This is a genomic window from Erythrobacter sp., assembly GCF_023653175.1.
Taxonomy (GTDB): domain Bacteria; phylum Pseudomonadota; class Alphaproteobacteria; order Sphingomonadales; family Sphingomonadaceae; genus Erythrobacter.
The window spans coordinates 1-15,124 of record NZ_JAMNXL010000085.1 but is presented as its reverse complement, the minus strand read 5'-3'; the positions used below and the strand labels follow the sequence as shown (position 1 = coordinate 15,124).

Below are 15,124 nucleotides of genomic sequence, written 5' to 3'. Positions count from 1 at the left end.
TCGACAGACAGCCCCTCGCGCTTGCCGGTGGGCTCGAGCTCGGTGCCTGCACGCAGCGCGCGGACCTCGGCGGCCTCCTTGCCGGCGGCGGCGCGCATTACGGTGTCGGCCGCGACGATGGCGCCGGGTGCCGCGCCTGCGACCTCGGGCGCGCCCGCCATCAGCTCGCGCTGGGCAACCAGCTGGTTGAAGGCGATCACGAAGGCCTCGGTCGGCATCTCGCCGTCCTTGCTGCCCTGATAGCCTGCCGCGCCGGCGGCCGTGCTGGCCCAGCCCGCGCCGGCCCCGCCGAAGCTCAGGCTCGACTTCTTGACCACGCCCTGACCGGCGGCGACCGTCAGGCCGTTGGCCGGGCTCACCACGCGCAGACCCGCAGCGACGGTCTTCTTCTTGCCGCCGAGCCCGCCGAACATCCCCAGCACCGCGCCTGCGCCTGGCACGCCGCGCAGCAGCCCGCTCGCCGCGCCCGAGCGCACCAGCTCGACCGGCGGTGCCTTGTCCTTGGCTGCGGCACCCTGAGCCTACACGATTGCCCCTGCCGCAAGCACGGCTACCCCTGCATTCCTGATCATGCTATTTCCCCCCAAAGACCCTGAGAAGGTCAATAAGCGGTCGCATTCGGGACGCGTTGTACGGACACGACGCGGCGGGGGACGAGGGCACATGCACGCGCTTACAGGGGATTCGGTACAATTGCGGTTTGCCTTGCCGGCAGAGCCACTGCGCCGGTTTGTGACAACATATTATCGCACCGACGTGGTTTGCTCGGTGAAGCGGGGTTGCCTCGAGGACTGGCTGCATCCCGAATGGGCCAATGTCCGGTTCCTGGGGGCGGTCGAGGCGCAGTCGGTGATCGGGCCGGGGCCGCTTGCGCCGTGCCCGGCTTTCACCGTCACCGGGCCGACCAGCCGTGCGGTGCGTTTTCGGCTCGGCTCGGGGCACAGCTGGGGAATCGGGCTGCTGCCGCTGGGCTGGGCCCGGCTGTTTGCCGCCAGGGCCAGCGACTATGCCGACCGCTTCGTCGATGGCGCCGCCGATCCGGTCTTCGCTGCCTTCGTGCCGCTCGCCGAGGCGATCGCGCGGAGCAGCGGCGACCATGCAGAGGAGCTCGCGCTGATCGAGGCGCACATGGCCGATCTGTTGGACGTGCCCGCGCTGCCGGGCGAGGCAGCGATCCTCGAAGTCCACGCCGCGCTGGTCGATCCCGACACGCTCACCGTGGCGGATATCGCCGCGCGGGTGGGGATGACGGTGCGCAGCCTCGAGCGCCTCTCGCGCCGCGCCTTCGGCTTTCCGCCCAAGCTGCTGCTGCGCCGCCAGCGGTTCCTGCGCAGCCTGGCGCAGTTCATGATCGATCCCTCGCGCAAGTGGCTCGGGACGCTCGATTGCACCTATCACGATCAGTCGCATTTCGTCCGCGATTTCCGGCGCTTCATGGGGATGAGCCCGTCCGAGTATGCCCGCGCCGACAAGCCGCTGCTGGCGGCAGCCGCGCAGGCGCGGATGGCGGCGGCGGGGCAGGCGGTGCAGGGGCTCCACGCGCCGACCCCCTGAGCGACCCCGGAACTTCCAACGTCCTTTGCAATCGGGACGATTTGCCGCTAGCGGGCAGCGGCGAAAATCCCGCTGTCAGAGCATCCGAAATCCATGACCGACATCACTTCCCGGACCGAGGCCGCGCTGGCCGCGATTGGCGCGGCGACCAGCCTCGATGCGCTTGAGGCCGAGCGGCTCGAAACCCTCGGCAAGAAGGGCTGGGTGAGCCTTGCCCTCAAGACCCTTGGCGGCATGAGCCCGGAAGAGCGCACGGCAGCTGCCCCGGCGATCCAGTCCGCGCGGGCTGCGATTGCCGAGGCATTGGATGCGAAGAAGGCCGCGCTCGAGGCTGCGGCGCTCGAGGAGCAACTCGCGCGCGAGACGGTCGACCTGACCCTCCCCGCGCCCGCCGCGCCCAAGGGCTCGGTGCACCCCGTCAGCCAGGTGATGGACGAGCTTGCCGAGATCTTCGCCGACTTGGGCTTCGCGGTCGCCACCGGCCCCGAGATCGAGGACGACTGGCACAATTTCACCGCGCTCAACATGGACGAGACGCACCCGGCGCGGGCGATGCATGACACGTTCTACTTCCCGGACAAGACTGCCGAGGGGAAGGACGTTCTCTTGCGCACCCACACGTCGCCGGTGCAGATCCGCGCGATGCTGGCCGAGGGCGCGCCGATCCGCATCATCGCCCCTGGGCGCGTCTACCGCTCGGACAGCGACGCCACGCACACGCCGATGTTCCACCAGGTCGAGGGGCTGGTGATCGACCGCGACATTCACCTCGGCCACCTCAAGTGGACGCTGGAGACCTTCTTCAAGGCCTTCTTCGAGCGTGAGGACATCACCCTGCGCCTGCGCCCCAGCTACTTCCCCTTCACCGAACCCAGCGTCGAGGTCGATGTCGGCTACTCCAACGAAGGCGGCCGCCGCGTGGTCGGCGGGCACGGCGATGCGCCGGGCCATGCGTGGATGGAGCTGGGCGGCAGCGGGATGGTGAATGCGCGGGTGCTGGAATTCGCCGGACTTGATCCCACGGAGTGGCAGGGCTTCGCCTTCGGCCTCGGGATCGACCGGATCGCGATGCTCAAATACGGGATGAACGACCTGCGCGCCTTCTTCGACGGCGATGGCCGCTGGCTGGCGCATTACGGCTTCTCGCCGTTTGACCAGCCGACACTCTCCGCTGGTGTGGGAGCGCGCGCATGAAATTCTCGCTGATCTGGCTCAAGGATTATCTTGAGACCACCGCCACTGTTTCGGAGATCTGCGACGCGCTCAATGCCATCGGGCTTGAAGTGGAAGGCGTGGAAGACCCGGCCGAGAAGCTGGCAGGCTTCCGCATCGCCCATGTGCTGACCGCCGCGCGCCATCCCGATGCCGACAAGCTGCAGGTGCTCACCGTCGACACAGGCGACGGTCAGCCGCTGCAGGTCGTGTGCGGCGCGCCCAATGCTCGCGCGGGGATGAAGGGCGTGCTCGGGCTGCCCGGCGCGACTGTTCCTGCCAACGGCATGGTGCTGCGCAAGAGCGCGATCCGCGGCGTCGAGAGCAACGGCATGATGTGCTCCACCCGCGAGCTGGAGTTGGGCGACGATCATGACGGGATCATCGAGCTGCCCGAAGACGCGCCGGTCGGCACGAGTTTCGCCGATTACAACGGCAGCGACCCGGTGATCGAAGTCGCCGTGACCCCCAACCGTCCGGACTGCATGGGCGTGTATGGCATCGCCCGCGATCTGGCCGCAAAGGGCTTGGGGACGCTGAAGCCGATCGCCATGCCTGCCTTCAGCGCGGCTGGCGCGTGCCCGGTCGAAATCCGCACCGACGATCCCGAGGGCTGCCCGGCCTTCTATGGCCGCGTGGTGAAGGGCGTGAAGAATGGCCCCTCGCCCGACTGGCTTCAGGCGCGGCTGAAGAGCGCAGGCCAGCGTCCGATCTCGCTGCTGGTCGACCTGACAAACTTCCTGATGCTTGGCTTCGGTCGTCCGGCGCACGCCTATGATCTTGCCAAGCTCTCGGGGGCGGTGGTCGCGCGGCGCGCCAAGGATGGCGAGCAATGCCAAGCGCTCAACGAGAAGACCTACACGCTCGACGCCGAGATGATGGTGATCGCCGACGACAAGGGCGTCCACGACATCGCCGGGATCATGGGCGGCGAACATTCGGGGGTGCAGGACGACACCACCGACGTGCTGCTCGAGATCGCCTATTTCAACCCGGCGCGCATCGGCGCGACCGGGCGCAAGCTTGGTCTGTCGAGCGACGCCCGCACCCGGTTCGAGCGCGGGGTTGATCCGGAGTTCCTCGATCAGGGCCTCGATCTGCTGACCGGTCTGATCGTGGAACTGGCTGGCGGCACTCCCAGTGAAGTCGTCCGCGCCGGTTCGCCGCCGATCGCGCCCAAGGTTGTCGCCTTCGATCCGGGTCACACGCTCCGCCTCGGCGGGGTGGATGTTTCTGAAACCGAGCAGCAGCGCATCCTCGAGAGCCTCGGCTTTACCGTCGCGGCAGACTGGAACGTCACCTGCCCCCCGCGTCGCCACGACATCGAAGGCCCGGCCGATCTGGTCGAGGAAGTCGTCCGCATCCACGGCCTCGACAAGGTGGCGAGCGTTGCTCTCCCCCGCGCCGAAGGCGTCGCGCGCCCGACCGCCACGCCGCAGCAGAAGCTGGAGCGCGGCCTCCGGCGCGCCGCCGCCGCGAGCGGGCTTAACGAGGCGGTGACGTGGAGCTTCCTGCCCGAGTGGGCTGCGAACCACTTCTCCGACGGCAACGACACGCCGTGGGTCCTCGCCAATCCGATCAGCGAGGACATGAAGGCGATGCGCACCGCGCTGCTGCCCGGCCTGCTGATGGCCGCCAAGCGCAATGCCGATCGCGGCGCGGCATCCTCGCGCCTGTTCGAGATCGGGCGGCGCTATTTCCGTGGGCAAGGCGGCCTCAGCGACGAGAGACCGACGCTCGGCATCGTGCTCGCAGGCGAGAAGACCCCGCGCGGCTGGCAGGGCGGCAAGGCCAAGCCCTTCGACGCCTATGACGCCAAGGCGCTGGCGCTCCAGCTGCTCGAGGCGGCGGGCGCGCCCGTGGCGAACCTGATGGTGATGGGTGAGGCGGGTTCGCAGTTCCATCCCGGCCAGTCGGCGACCCTGCGGCTCGGCCCCAAGGTGGTGCTGGCGCGCTTCGGGATGGTGCATCCAGCGACGCTCAAGGCTTTCGATGTCGACGGTCCGATTGCGGCGGTCGAGCTGTTCCTCGACGCGATCCCCGCGAAGAAGGGTGCAGCCTTCGCCCGCCCCAGCTTCACGCCGCCTGCGCTGCAAGCCGTGACCCGCGATTTCGCCTTCCTCGTCCCGGCCACACTGGCGGCGGGCGATCTGGTGCGCAGCGTTCAGGGCGCGGACAAGGCGAGCATCACCGGGGTGCGCGTGTTCGACGTCTTTGCCGGACAGGGCGTGCCCGAGGGTCACAAGTCGATCGCGGTCGAAGTCACGCTCCAGCCGGGCGAGGCGAGTTTCAAGGATGCCGACCTCAAGGCCATTTCGGAAAAGGTCGTGGCGGCGGCGGCCAAATTGGGCGGGGAGCTGCGCTGATGAAAACTGCCTTTGTCACCGGCGCCACCGCCGGGATCGGCCTCGCGACCGTGCGTCGCCTCGTCGCTGACGGTTGGCGCTGCGTCGCCACCGGGCGGCGCCAGGAGCGGCTCGACGCGCTGGTCGCGGAGCTGGGTGCGGACAAGGTCCATGCCGTGTGCTTCGACGTGCGCGACACCGCCGCGCTTGATGCCGCGCTGGCTGGCCTGCCCGAGGGGTTCCGCGACATTGATCTGCTGGTCAACAACGCGGGCCTCGCGCAGGGGCTGTCGGCGGCGCAGAATGCCAATCTCGATGACTGGCAGACGATGATCGACACCAACATCACGGCCATGGTGGTGCTGACCCGCAAGCTCTTGCCGCAGTTGATTGAACGCAAGGGTGCGATCATCGCTATCGGCTCGGTCGCGGGGAGCTACGTCTATCCGGGCGGCAACGTCTATGCGGGATCCAAGGCCTTCGCGAACCACTTCACGCTCGCCCTGCGCGCCGACCTTCACGGTACAGGCGTGCGCGTCACCAGCATCGAGCCGGGGATGGTCGAGACCGAGTTCACCGTGGTGCGCACCGGCAGCCAGCAGGCCTCGGACGATCTTTACCGCGGGGTGAACCCGATGACCGGCAAGGACATCGCCGACACCATCGGCTGGATCGCCAGCCTGCCGCCGCATCTCAACATCAACCGGATCGAACTGATGCCGGTCAACCAGGACTTCGCGGGTTTTCGGGTGGCGCGGCTGGCAACTTAACGATCTAAAGTCAGATTATACAAAGCGAGTTAGTCACTATCACGATTTTTTGCGCGCTCGTTCATTGCGCGGATGATATCTGGAGCGCGATCAATCGCTTTGCATAGAACAATCGCGACAATGCCAAGCCCAGCTATCCAAGGTGATATATGATACAAGCCTACGAGGCCCGTAGCGGCGCCAGACGACTTCACCATGAATGGAAGAAATGCCTGCGTATTCTGCACTCTCCGCTTCCCTTGGCTCTGGAAGGTCCGGAGTGCTAGGCGCACCGAGGAACCTTCCAATCAAACGATTGGTCAATTCCTCAGAGCGCGTCGGGCGGCAGGCTACTGAGATTCTATCTGTCAGTCCAAATTACTACAAAGCCCGAGACACTAATTCGCCCCCAAGGACTGACTACCCTCTTATAGTGAATTCTGCGCAAAATGTCAAATCGAAGAACCTTCGCGATCATCTCGCACCCTGACGCCGGGAAGACCACGCTCACCGAAAAGCTGCTGCTGCAAGGCGGTGCGATCCACCTTGCGGGCGAGGTCAAGGCGCGCGGCGCGGCGCGGCGGGCGCGGTCGGACTGGATGAAGATCGAGCAGCAGCGCGGGATCTCGGTGACGTCCTCGGTCATGACGTTCCAGAAGGACGGGATCGTCTTCAACCTGCTCGACACCCCGGGGCACGAGGACTTCTCCGAGGACACCTACCGCACGCTGACCGCGGTGGATTCGGCGGTGATGGTGATCGACGCCGCCAAAGGCATCGAGCCGCAGACCCGCAAGCTCTTCGAGGTCTGCCGCCTGCGCTCCGTGCCGATCATCACCTTCGTCAACAAGGTCGACCGCGAAGGCCGCGATCCCTTCGAGACGCTGGACGAGGTCGCCGACATGCTGGCGCTCGACGTCAGCCCGCAGATGTGGCCGATCGGCATGGGCGGCGAGTTCGAGGGCCTGCTCGATTTCGCCACCGAGACCGTCAGCCGCCCCGAAGGTCCGAGCCGCGAGTTCCTCGGCACGCGCGACACTGCGGCGATCCCGCAGCGGTTCCTCGACGAGATCGAGCTGGCGCGGGGAGGCTATCCGGAGTTCGACCTCGAAGCCTTCCGTCATGGCGACCTGACCCCGGTCTATTTCGGATCCGCATTGAAGAATTTCGGCGTCACCGAGCTGATCGACGCGATCTCCCGCTTCGCCCCGCCGCCGCGCCCTCAGCCCGCGGGCGAGGAGCAGATCAGCCCCGAACGCGACGAGGTCACCGGCTTCATCTTCAAGGTGCAGGCCAATATGGACCCCAACCACCGCGACCGCATTGCCTTCATGCGGCAGGTCTCGGGCACCTTCAAACGTGGCATGAAGCTGACGCCGTCGGGCCTCGGCAAGCCGATCGCGGTCCACTCCCCGATCCTGTTCTTCGCGCAGGACCGGGAGCTGGCGGACACGGCGGAAGCGGGCGACATCATTGGCATCCCCAACCACGGCACCTTGCGGGTGGGCGACACGCTGAGCGAGCGCAATCAGGTGCGCTTCACCGGCCTCCCCAACTTCGCCCCGGAAATCCTCCGCCGCGTGCAGTTGCGCGATCCGACCAAGACCAAGCAGTTGAGGAAGGCGCTTGATGACCTCAGCGAAGAGGGCGTCATCCAGGTGTTCTACCCCGAGATCGGCTCGGCCCACATCGTCGGCGTGGTCGGCCAGCTCCAGCTCGAGGTGCTGATTTCGCGGCTCGAGGCGGAATACAAGGTCGAAGCCGTGCTCGAACCTTCCCCCTTCGCCACCGCGCGCTGGATCAAGGGGGACGAGAAGACGCTGGACGAGTTCGCGAGCTTCAACCGCGCGAACGTGGCCAAGGACCGCGATGGCGACATGGTGTTCATGGCCAAGAGCCCGTGGGACGTGACCTATCAGGTCGAGAAGAACCCGCAGCTGACCTTCTCGGCAACGAAAGAGCGCTGAGGGGGAGAACGGTAGTCTTGCGGCAGGCCGAGGATCGCGGCATGGCGAGGCTCATGGAAAGCACCGGCCCGACCTCGCAAACCTTCATCTCGCAGCGCCTTCGCTTGAACTATCTCGACTGGGGTGGTCGCGGGAAGCCGCCGCTGGTGTTGGTGCATGGGGGGCGCGACCATGCCCGCAGCTGGGACTGGACCGCGCAGGCGCTGAGCGCGGATTACCACGTCATCGCCATGGATCACCGCGGGCATGGCGATAGCGACTGGGTCTCGGACGGGGTCTATTCGGCGGGCGACATGGTCTATGACCTTGCCCAACTGATCCACCAACTGGGCGTCGGCCCGGTGCGGATGGTGGCGCATTCGATGGGCGGCAATGTCGCGCTGCGCTATGCGGGCGCCTTTCCCGACATGGTGACCAAGCTGGTCGCGATCGAGGGCCTCGGCCCCTCGCCCGAATGGCGCGAGAAGCAGCGTAGCCAGCCATACCCCGAGCGCCTCGCCGAATGGATCGAGAAGAAGCGCAAGGCCGCCGGGCGCTCCCCGCGCAAATACGAAAGCATCGAAGCCGCCTTCGCCCGCATGATCGAGGAAAACGCCTACCTCACCGAGGAACAGGCGCGCCATCTCACCGTCCACGGGGTCAACCGCAACGAGGACGGCACCTATAGCTGGAAGTTCGATCCCCACCTCAACGTCTGGCCGGTCGAGGATATCGGTGACGAATTCGTCGAGCAGCTGTGGGGTGCGATCACTTGCCCGACTCTGCTGCTGTATGGCGCGGATAGCTGGGCCTCGAACCCCGAGAAGGACGGGCGCATCGCCCACTTCCGGACAGCCAGCGTGATCGAGTTCGAGAAGGCCGGCCACTGGCTCCACCACGACCAGTTTGACCGTTTCATCGCCACCTTGCGCGATTTCCTCTGACCCTTTCGAAAGGAGCGTCCGATGGCCGATTTCACCGAGGCGCTCACCGAAAAGCATATCGCCTTGATCGCCGTTCAGCCGGTGTTCTTTGTCGCGACCGCGGCGGCGGAAGGGCGCATCAACCTCAGCCCCAAGGGCTATGATGCCTTCCGCGTGCTTTCGCCCACAAGGGTGGCCTATCTCGATCTCGGTGGTTCGGGCAACGAGACCCACGCGCATCTGGCTGCCGACGGGCGGATCACGGTGATGTTCTGCAACTTCCAGCAGCCCGCGCTGATCCTGCGCCTCTATGGCCGGGGCAAGGCGGTGCTGCCGCAGGACGCCGAGTGGGAGGCGCTCGCGGCGCACTTCACCCTGATGCCCGGCACCCGCCAGATCTTCGACATCGCGGTCGAAAGCGTCCAGTCCTCCTGCGGCTGGGGCGTGCCCTTCATGGCGCTGGAAGGCGAGCGCGAGACCTTGAAGAAGGCGCACCGCCTGTCCGATCCCGCGCAGTGGGAGGCCAAGATGGCCGCTCGCACCCGCAGCATCGACGGCCTGCCGACCCGCCCGACCGATCGCTACATCGCCGGCGAATGACGCGCGGCTGACCGCAAATCTTGCTCAAGTGTTAATCACGTGCCCGATTTTTAGGCAGGTATTATCCCGCAGTTGCGAAAAATAAGGCTGATTCCGCTGCGTCAGCCGCGTTACACAAATATGGCACGCTTGTTGCTGTAACTCCGGTGGCCGGAAAAAATCCGGTGCAACAGGGGCCACAGATGAAGTTCATCATCGCCATCATCAAACCGTTCAAGCTCGACACCGTGCGTGAGGCCTTGAGCGGCATTGGCATCGCCGGGATGACCGTGACCGAAGTCAAAGGCTTCGGTCGCCAAAAGGGTCAGACCGAAATCTACCGCGGCGCCGAATACTCCACCAACATGCTTCCCAAGGTGAAGCTCGAGATCGCAGCCAGCGACGAGATCGCCGGCCAAGTGGTCGAAACCATTCAAGCGACCGCCAACACGGGCGCGATCGGCGACGGCAAGATCTTCGTCCTCGATCTGGCCTCGGCCACCCGCATCCGCACCGGCGAGTCCGGCGAAACCGCGCTGTAAGGGGACCCAAAGCAATGAAGCGCATTCTCTCCAATCTTGCGGTGGTGGCAACCGGGGCGGCGCTGCTCGCCGCGCCGGCCATGGCCGCGCCTGCGGCGGCGCCGACGCCGTTCGTGCCCACCGCCGACATGGTCAACAAGGGCGACGTCGCCTGGATGATGGTCTCGACCGCGCTGGTGTTGATGATGAGCGTGCCCGCGCTCGCACTCTTCTACGGCGGCCTGGTGCGCGCCAAGAACATGCTGAGCGTCCTTATGCAGGTCCTCACCATCGTCTGCGTCGCCGCGCTGGTCTGGTTCGGCTGGGGCTACTCGATGGCCTTCACCTCGACCGGCACGCCCTTCCCGGCGCTGTTCGGCGGGCTCGACAAGGCCTTCCTCAAGGGCGTGAGCGTCACCAGTCTCGCTGCGACCTTCTCGAACGGGGTCTACCTGCCCGAGCTGGTCTTCGTGATGTTCCAGATGACCTTCGCCTGCATCACGCCCGCGCTGATCGTTGGTGCCTTTGCCGAGCGCGTGAAGTTCACCCCGCTGATCATCTTCGTGGTCGCGTGGATGACCCTCGCCTATTTCCCGATCGCGCACATGGTGTGGTATTGGGCCGGCCCTGACTTCCTCCACGCTGCTCCCACCGACATGGGTCTGCTGTGGGGCTGGGGCGCGCTCGACTTCGCCGGTGGCACCGTGGTGCACATCAATGCAGGCATCGCCGGGCTCGTCGGCTGCCTCGTGATCGGCCCGCGCATCGGCCACAAGAAGGAGCCCATGCCCCCGCATAACCTGGTGATGACCATGATCGGCGCCAGCCTGCTGTGGATCGGCTGGTTCGGGTTCAACGCCGGCTCGGCGCTCGAATCCAACGCCTTTGCCGCGCTTGCCTTCATCAACACCTTCGTTGCCACCGCCGCGGCGGGTGCGACCTGGGCGATCATCGAACAGATCACCCACAAGAAGCCCTCGCTGCTGGGCGGTGTTTCGGGTGTGGTGGCCGGCCTTGTGGCGATCACTCCCGCGGCGGGCTTTGCCCACCCCGGCACCGCGATCATCCTCGGCGTGGTGGCTTCGGTGATCTGCTACTTCTTCGTCACCACGGTGAAGAACAAGCTGAACTACGACGACAGCCTCGACGTCTTCGGCATCCACGCCGTCGGCGGGATCGTTGGCGCGATCGGGACCGGCATCGTCGCCGACCCGGCGCTCGGCGGCCAGGGCTGGATCGACTACACCGCTCCGGTGGCTGTGGCCGGCGCGTTCGACATGGTCGGCCAGGTCACGACCCAGATCTACGCGGTCGGCGTGACCGTTGCGTGGACCGGGATCGTCTCGGCGGTGCTGTTCCTCGCTCTCAAGTACACCATCGGGCTCCGCCCCGACGCCGAAGCCGAAACCAACGGCCTCGACATCACCGAACACGGGGAGCGCGCCTACAACTAAGCGCACACCCACCAAGCTTGGCGGGGGGAGGCCTCTCTCTCCCTCTCCCCTCCCCCCGCCTCACCACGTTCCTCCTGCGAACGAACAGACTGATTAAGGCCGGAGTGGCGATAAGCCCTCCGGCCCTTTTTTGTTTTGAGCTTTATGTTTCGACCGCGCCTCCGCGGGGTCGTCCTCGGCGCTGCTCCTCCGCTTCGCTCCGGGCGCCTGCGGCCCGTCCTGCGGCGGGCCGGATCAGCGCTTGAAGCTGGGCTTTGTGCCTAGGCTCTTTCCGCTTCGATCACGAAGTCGGCGCACCTCTCTCCGATCATGATGCTCGGCGCGTTGGTGTTGCCGCTCACGATCTTGGGCATCACGCTCGCATCCGCCACCCACAGGCCCTCCAGCCCGTTGAGCTTCAGCGTCGGATCGACCACCGCATCCGCGTCCGCGCCCATCCGGCAGGTGCCGACGGGATGGTAGACCGTGTCGGCGCGGCTGCGGATGAGTTGGTCGAGCGCGGCGTCGTCGTGAAGGTCGACGGGGTGGCGATCCCGCGGCCCGAAGGCCTGCATCGGCGGCGCCTCGGCGATGCGGTGCGACAGGCGCACGCCGGCGCGCAAGACTGCCATGTCGCGTTCGTCATCGAGGAAATTGGGGTCGATCACCGGCGCAGCGGCGGCATCTGGTGCGCCCAGCCGCACCGTGCCGCGGCTCTCGGGCCTGAGCACGCAGGCGTGGAGCGAGAAGCCGTGCGCCGTCACTTTCTCGCGCCCGTGATCCTCGAGCACCGCCGGGACGAAGTGCCATTGCACATCGGGGGCGGGGCTATCGGGCATTACGCTCCAGAAGCCGCCGGCCTCGGCATAGCAGGTGGTCATCGTGCCGGTCCGCTTGACGCGGTGCTCGACAATTGCCGCAGCCATGCGCAGCGTGCCCTTGAGGGTGCTGCCGATCGTAACGTCGCTTGTCGTCTCCCAGCCGGAGACATAGTCGATATGGTCCTGGAGATTTCCGCCGACTGCGGGCCGGTCGAGCACCACGTCGATTCCGTGCTCTTTCACATGCGCGGCCGGGCCGATGCCGGAGAGCATCAGGATCTGCGGCGAATTGAACGCGCCCGCCGACAGGATGACCCCGCGACGCGCCAGCAACGACTGGCTCACGCCCCCGCGACGAACCTGCACCCCGGTGACGCGTCCGCCCTCGATGATGAGTTTCTCGACCAGCGTGTCGGTGCGCACCGCGAAATTGCCCTGTTCGCGAATCGGCTCGACGTAAGCGCGGGCCGCCGACCAGCGTTCGCCCTTGCGCTGGGTGACCTGGTAGAGTCCGAAGCCCTCCTGCCGTTCGCCGTTGAAATCGGCGTTGGTGCGCAGCTGCAACGTGGCTGCCGCATCGACGAAGGCGTGGGAGGCGGGGTTGGCGTATTTCTGGTCCTCGACGAACAGCGGTCCGCCCGCACCGTGCCAGTCATCGCCACCGCGCTCGTTCGCCTCTGCGCGCTTGAAGTAGGGGAGCACGTCGTCATAGCCCCAGCCGGTGCAGCCCATCGCTGCCCAATTGTCGTAATCCCAGCGGTTGCCGCGGATATAGACCATCGCGTTGATCGCCGAGGAGCCGCCCAGGCCCCTCCCGCGCGGCTGGTATCCGGTGCGCCCGTTCAGCCCCTTCTGCGGCACCGTCTCGTAGCGGTAATTCGCGTTCTTGAGCAGGAAGGGCATGAAGCCCGGCGTCTTCACCAGAATGTTGTTGTTGCGCCCCCCCGCCTCGAGCAGGCACACGCGGCGCGTGCCGTCCACCGCGAGACGCCCTGCGACAGCGCTGCCCGCGCTGCCACCGCCGATGACGATGTAGTCGAAACTTTCCATGATCTCTCCCTTTGGGCAGGGAGATTAGGCAGCTTCTTGCGCGCCCGCAATCGGGTTTCGATCCGCCACTGATGTTGTTTGTGGCGCAACACTGCCGACCCGCGCCTGCCATTTGGCGCGAATCATGTCGCTGGTCTCGCGGCTGCCGTCATGGCTCCAGCCGGGTTCGCGCAGGAGGTAGGACAGCTTGTGCTTCCACGGCGCGCGCCAGATGTCGGTCAGCATGCCGATCCATTCGTGGAACACCGACCAGAGCAGGTTGAAGCTGCCGAGCTGCTTGACGATCCCGTAGCGGATTGTCTCCTCGTCCACCTCGGGGGTGAAGGTGCCGAACATCTTGTCCCAGACGATGAACACGCCCGCGTAGTTCGTGTCGAGATAGCGCGGGTTGGTCGCGTGGTGGACGCGGTGGTGGGAGGGGGTGTTCATCACCGCCTCGAACCACCGGGGCATGCGCCCGATCGCCTCGGTATGGATCCAGAACTGATAGATGAGATTGAACCCGCCGCAGATCGCGATCATCGCCGGGTGGAAGCCGAGCAGCACCAGCGGCACCGCGAAGAGGAACCCGAAGGTGAACATCCCCGTCCAAGTTTGCCGCAAGGCGGTCGAGAGGTTGTAGTGCTGGCTCGAGTGGTGGTTCACGTGGCTCGCCCACATCCAGCGAATGCGATGGCCGGCACGGTGCACCCAGTAATATTTGAGATCGTCGAGCACGAAACACAGCGGCCATGCCCACCACACCGCCCACCATTCCGGCCCGAAATCCAGCAGGCGGTATTCGTAGGCCTCGATGAACACCGTGAGCGCAAAGCCGCCAAGCAGCGCGCCGGCCACCGTCGAACCGAGGCCGAAGGCGAGGCTGACCAGCGTGTCCTTCGGCTCGTAGGCCTCGGGCGCGCGGAACTTCGCCCAGATCATCTCGGCGAGCACCGCCACCACGAATAGCGGCACGGCATATTGGGTGGGGCTGAAGTCAGGCATCCTGCCGCGCGTTTAGCCGATTGATCGCGTCCGCCCAAGCCTGCGCGTCGTCGAGGGTGAGGAACACCTTGCCGAAGCGCGGCTCGCCCGGGTCGACTTCGAGGTTGAATTCGCCCGGCTGGCCGCCGAGCTGCGCCGAGGCCTTCGGACCGAGCACGCGGCCTGCAAAGCGGTTGCCGTGGCGCTTGATCACGATGATCCGCCCCGCGCCATCGCAAGCGAGCGCGCTGGCGCCCTCGGCATCGCAGGCAGCGGCGATCGGGGTGAAGCCGTCCTCGACCTCCCCAGCCGCGCGCGCCACCGCGGCCTCGCTGTCCAGCCGCGGCACGCCGCCCAGCTTCAGCCACCACGCCAGCCCCGCCAGCGCGAGGATCGCGACCAGCGAACCGGCGGTCTGGAGCAGCAGGGCCACGCGTCTCGGCGCCTCAGCGCGCAGCCAGCATGTCGATCATCGCGCGAATCGGGCTGACATCGTAGCCCGCCTGCGCGGCGGTGTGGGCGATGGTCTCGGGGTCCTCACCCTGCTTGGCCGCGGCGAGCGCCCACAGCAGGGTCGAGCGCGTGCCCGACCGGCAATAGGCGAGAATCGGCCCTTCGGCCTGCTCCATCGCGGCGATCATCGCATCGACCTGCGGGCCGCTGAAGCCGGCATGGCCGATGGGAATGGCGACATAGTTCAGCCCCGCCGCCGCCGCTGCTGCTGCGATTGCGTCACCCTGCGGTGCCGAGGGCTCCTCGCCGTCGGGGCGATTGTTGACGATGGTGTTGACACCGAGCGCGGCGGCATCGGCGATGTCTTCCAGTGCAAGCTGCGGGCCCACCAACACATTTTCGTTGAGGCGGCGAAAATCGCTCATGCTGTTGTCCTGCTTTCCCGTGACCCGTGCCGCGCACTCTTGCCCAAAGCCCGGCGTGCGCACAAGCACCCGCGCAAGGCGGTGCGGGCGTGCGCCGGGCGTCCGGTTATTTCGTTCGCAAAGCAGGCTTTTGTGCGCTATATCGAAAGC

13 protein-coding genes and 1 pseudogene are annotated in these 15,124 nt (G+C 66.3%); 9 read left to right on the top strand and 5 right to left on the bottom strand.

All coding sequences use genetic code 11. The annotated features are described in order from the left end of the window. Nucleotides 1–476: pseudogene (locus NBV68_RS10755) on the bottom strand (SH3 domain-containing protein); the annotation flags it as partial. Nucleotides 477–768: 292 nt separating this feature from the next. Here NBV68_RS10755 and NBV68_RS10750 point away from each other — a divergent pair. The 9 genes from NBV68_RS10750 to NBV68_RS10710 all read left to right on the top strand — a co-directional run bounded on the left by NBV68_RS10750 (nt 769) and on the right by NBV68_RS10710 (nt 11,283). Then, a complete protein-coding gene (locus NBV68_RS10750) occupies nt 769–1,554 on the top strand; it encodes a helix-turn-helix domain-containing protein (protein WP_296309740.1) in 786 nt (261 codons plus the stop codon). A gap of 93 nt (nt 1,555–1,647) precedes the next feature. Beyond that, a complete protein-coding gene (gene pheS / locus NBV68_RS10745) occupies nt 1,648–2,748 on the top strand; it encodes a phenylalanine--tRNA ligase subunit alpha (protein ID WP_296309737.1) in 1,101 nt (366 codons plus the stop codon). Continuing rightward, nucleotides 2,745–5,132 (top strand): phenylalanine--tRNA ligase subunit beta, encoded by a 2,388-nt coding sequence (pheT, locus tag NBV68_RS10740; RefSeq protein ID WP_296309734.1) that lies wholly within the window; start codon nt 2,745–2,747, stop codon nt 5,130–5,132. Before pheS ends, pheT begins: the two co-directional genes overlap by 4 nt. Then, on the top strand, nt 5,132–5,881 hold the full coding sequence (locus tag NBV68_RS10735; RefSeq protein WP_296309731.1) for an SDR family NAD(P)-dependent oxidoreductase: 750 nt from the start codon (nt 5,132–5,134) through the stop codon (nt 5,879–5,881). The genes pheT and NBV68_RS10735 overlap by 1 nt, the downstream gene beginning before the upstream one ends. A 428-nt stretch (nt 5,882–6,309) precedes the next feature. Beyond that, entirely contained in the window at nt 6,310–7,827 is a 1,518-nt protein-coding gene (locus NBV68_RS10730; RefSeq protein WP_296309729.1) for a peptide chain release factor 3, read from the top strand. A 53-nt stretch (nt 7,828–7,880) separates the two neighbouring features. Further along, on the top strand, nt 7,881–8,750 hold the full coding sequence (locus NBV68_RS10725; RefSeq protein WP_296309742.1) for an alpha/beta hydrolase: 870 nt from the start codon (nt 7,881–7,883) through the stop codon (nt 8,748–8,750). A gap of 21 nt (nt 8,751–8,771) precedes the next feature. Next, nucleotides 8,772–9,329, top strand: a complete 558-nt coding sequence (locus NBV68_RS10720) for a pyridoxamine 5'-phosphate oxidase family protein (RefSeq protein WP_296309726.1) — start codon at nt 8,772–8,774, stop codon at nt 9,327–9,329. Nucleotides 9,330–9,511: 182 nt separating this feature from the next. Then, nucleotides 9,512–9,850: a P-II family nitrogen regulator gene (locus tag NBV68_RS10715; protein WP_296309723.1), complete on the top strand. Its 339-nt coding sequence runs from the start codon at nt 9,512–9,514 to the stop codon at nt 9,848–9,850. Between the two features lie 14 nt (nt 9,851–9,864). After that, the gene (locus tag NBV68_RS10710; RefSeq protein WP_296309720.1) at nt 9,865–11,283 is read left to right on the top strand and encodes an ammonium transporter; all 1,419 of its coding nucleotides are present in this window, start codon (nt 9,865–9,867) and stop codon (nt 11,281–11,283) included. Nucleotides 11,284–11,543: 260 nt separating this feature from the next. Here NBV68_RS10710 and NBV68_RS10705 read toward each other — a convergent pair whose 3' ends face one another. From NBV68_RS10705 to NBV68_RS10690, 4 genes are read right to left on the bottom strand one after another with little or no spacing between them, the layout of a single operon-like run. Then, nucleotides 11,544–13,133 (bottom strand): GMC family oxidoreductase N-terminal domain-containing protein, encoded by a 1,590-nt coding sequence (locus NBV68_RS10705; protein WP_296309715.1) that lies wholly within the window; start codon nt 13,131–13,133, stop codon nt 11,544–11,546. Between the two features lie 24 nt (nt 13,134–13,157). Then, nucleotides 13,158–14,117 (bottom strand): sterol desaturase family protein, encoded by a 960-nt coding sequence (locus tag NBV68_RS10700; RefSeq protein ID WP_296309713.1) that lies wholly within the window; start codon nt 14,115–14,117, stop codon nt 13,158–13,160. Then, nucleotides 14,110–14,529: a hypothetical protein gene (locus NBV68_RS10695; protein ID WP_296309710.1), complete on the bottom strand. Its 420-nt coding sequence runs from the start codon at nt 14,527–14,529 to the stop codon at nt 14,110–14,112. Before NBV68_RS10695 ends, NBV68_RS10700 begins: the two co-directional genes overlap by 8 nt. 13 nt (nt 14,530–14,542) lie before the next feature. Then, nucleotides 14,543–14,974, bottom strand: a complete 432-nt coding sequence (locus tag NBV68_RS10690; RefSeq protein ID WP_296309707.1) for a TIGR01244 family sulfur transferase — start codon at nt 14,972–14,974, stop codon at nt 14,543–14,545. Between the last annotated feature and the right edge of the window lie 150 nt (nt 14,975–15,124).

What these genes read in the sequence shown, in the direction of transcription:
- pheT (WP_296309734.1), top strand. Translation starts at nt 2,745, where the DNA reads ATGAAATTCTCGCTGATCTGGCTCAAGGATTATCTTGAGACCACCGCC.
- NBV68_RS10735 (WP_296309731.1), top strand. Translation starts at nt 5,132, where the DNA reads ATGAAAACTGCCTTTGTCACCGGCGCCACCGCCGGGATCGGCCTCGCG.
- pheS (WP_296309737.1), top strand. Translation starts at nt 1,648, where the DNA reads ATGACCGACATCACTTCCCGGACCGAGGCCGCGCTGGCCGCGATTGGC.
- NBV68_RS10700 (WP_296309713.1), bottom strand. Translation starts at nt 14,117, where the DNA reads ATGCCTGACTTCAGCCCCACCCAATATGCCGTGCCGCTATTCGTGGTG.
- NBV68_RS10730 (WP_296309729.1), top strand. Translation starts at nt 6,310, where the DNA reads ATGTCAAATCGAAGAACCTTCGCGATCATCTCGCACCCTGACGCCGGG.
- NBV68_RS10725 (WP_296309742.1), top strand. Translation starts at nt 7,881, where the DNA reads ATGGAAAGCACCGGCCCGACCTCGCAAACCTTCATCTCGCAGCGCCTT.
- NBV68_RS10690 (WP_296309707.1), bottom strand. Translation starts at nt 14,974, where the DNA reads ATGAGCGATTTTCGCCGCCTCAACGAAAATGTGTTGGTGGGCCCGCAG.
- NBV68_RS10715 (WP_296309723.1), top strand. Translation starts at nt 9,512, where the DNA reads ATGAAGTTCATCATCGCCATCATCAAACCGTTCAAGCTCGACACCGTG.
- NBV68_RS10720 (WP_296309726.1), top strand. Translation starts at nt 8,772, where the DNA reads ATGGCCGATTTCACCGAGGCGCTCACCGAAAAGCATATCGCCTTGATC.
- NBV68_RS10705 (WP_296309715.1), bottom strand. Translation starts at nt 13,133, where the DNA reads ATGGAAAGTTTCGACTACATCGTCATCGGCGGTGGCAGCGCGGGCAGC.
- NBV68_RS10710 (WP_296309720.1), top strand. Translation starts at nt 9,865, where the DNA reads ATGAAGCGCATTCTCTCCAATCTTGCGGTGGTGGCAACCGGGGCGGCG.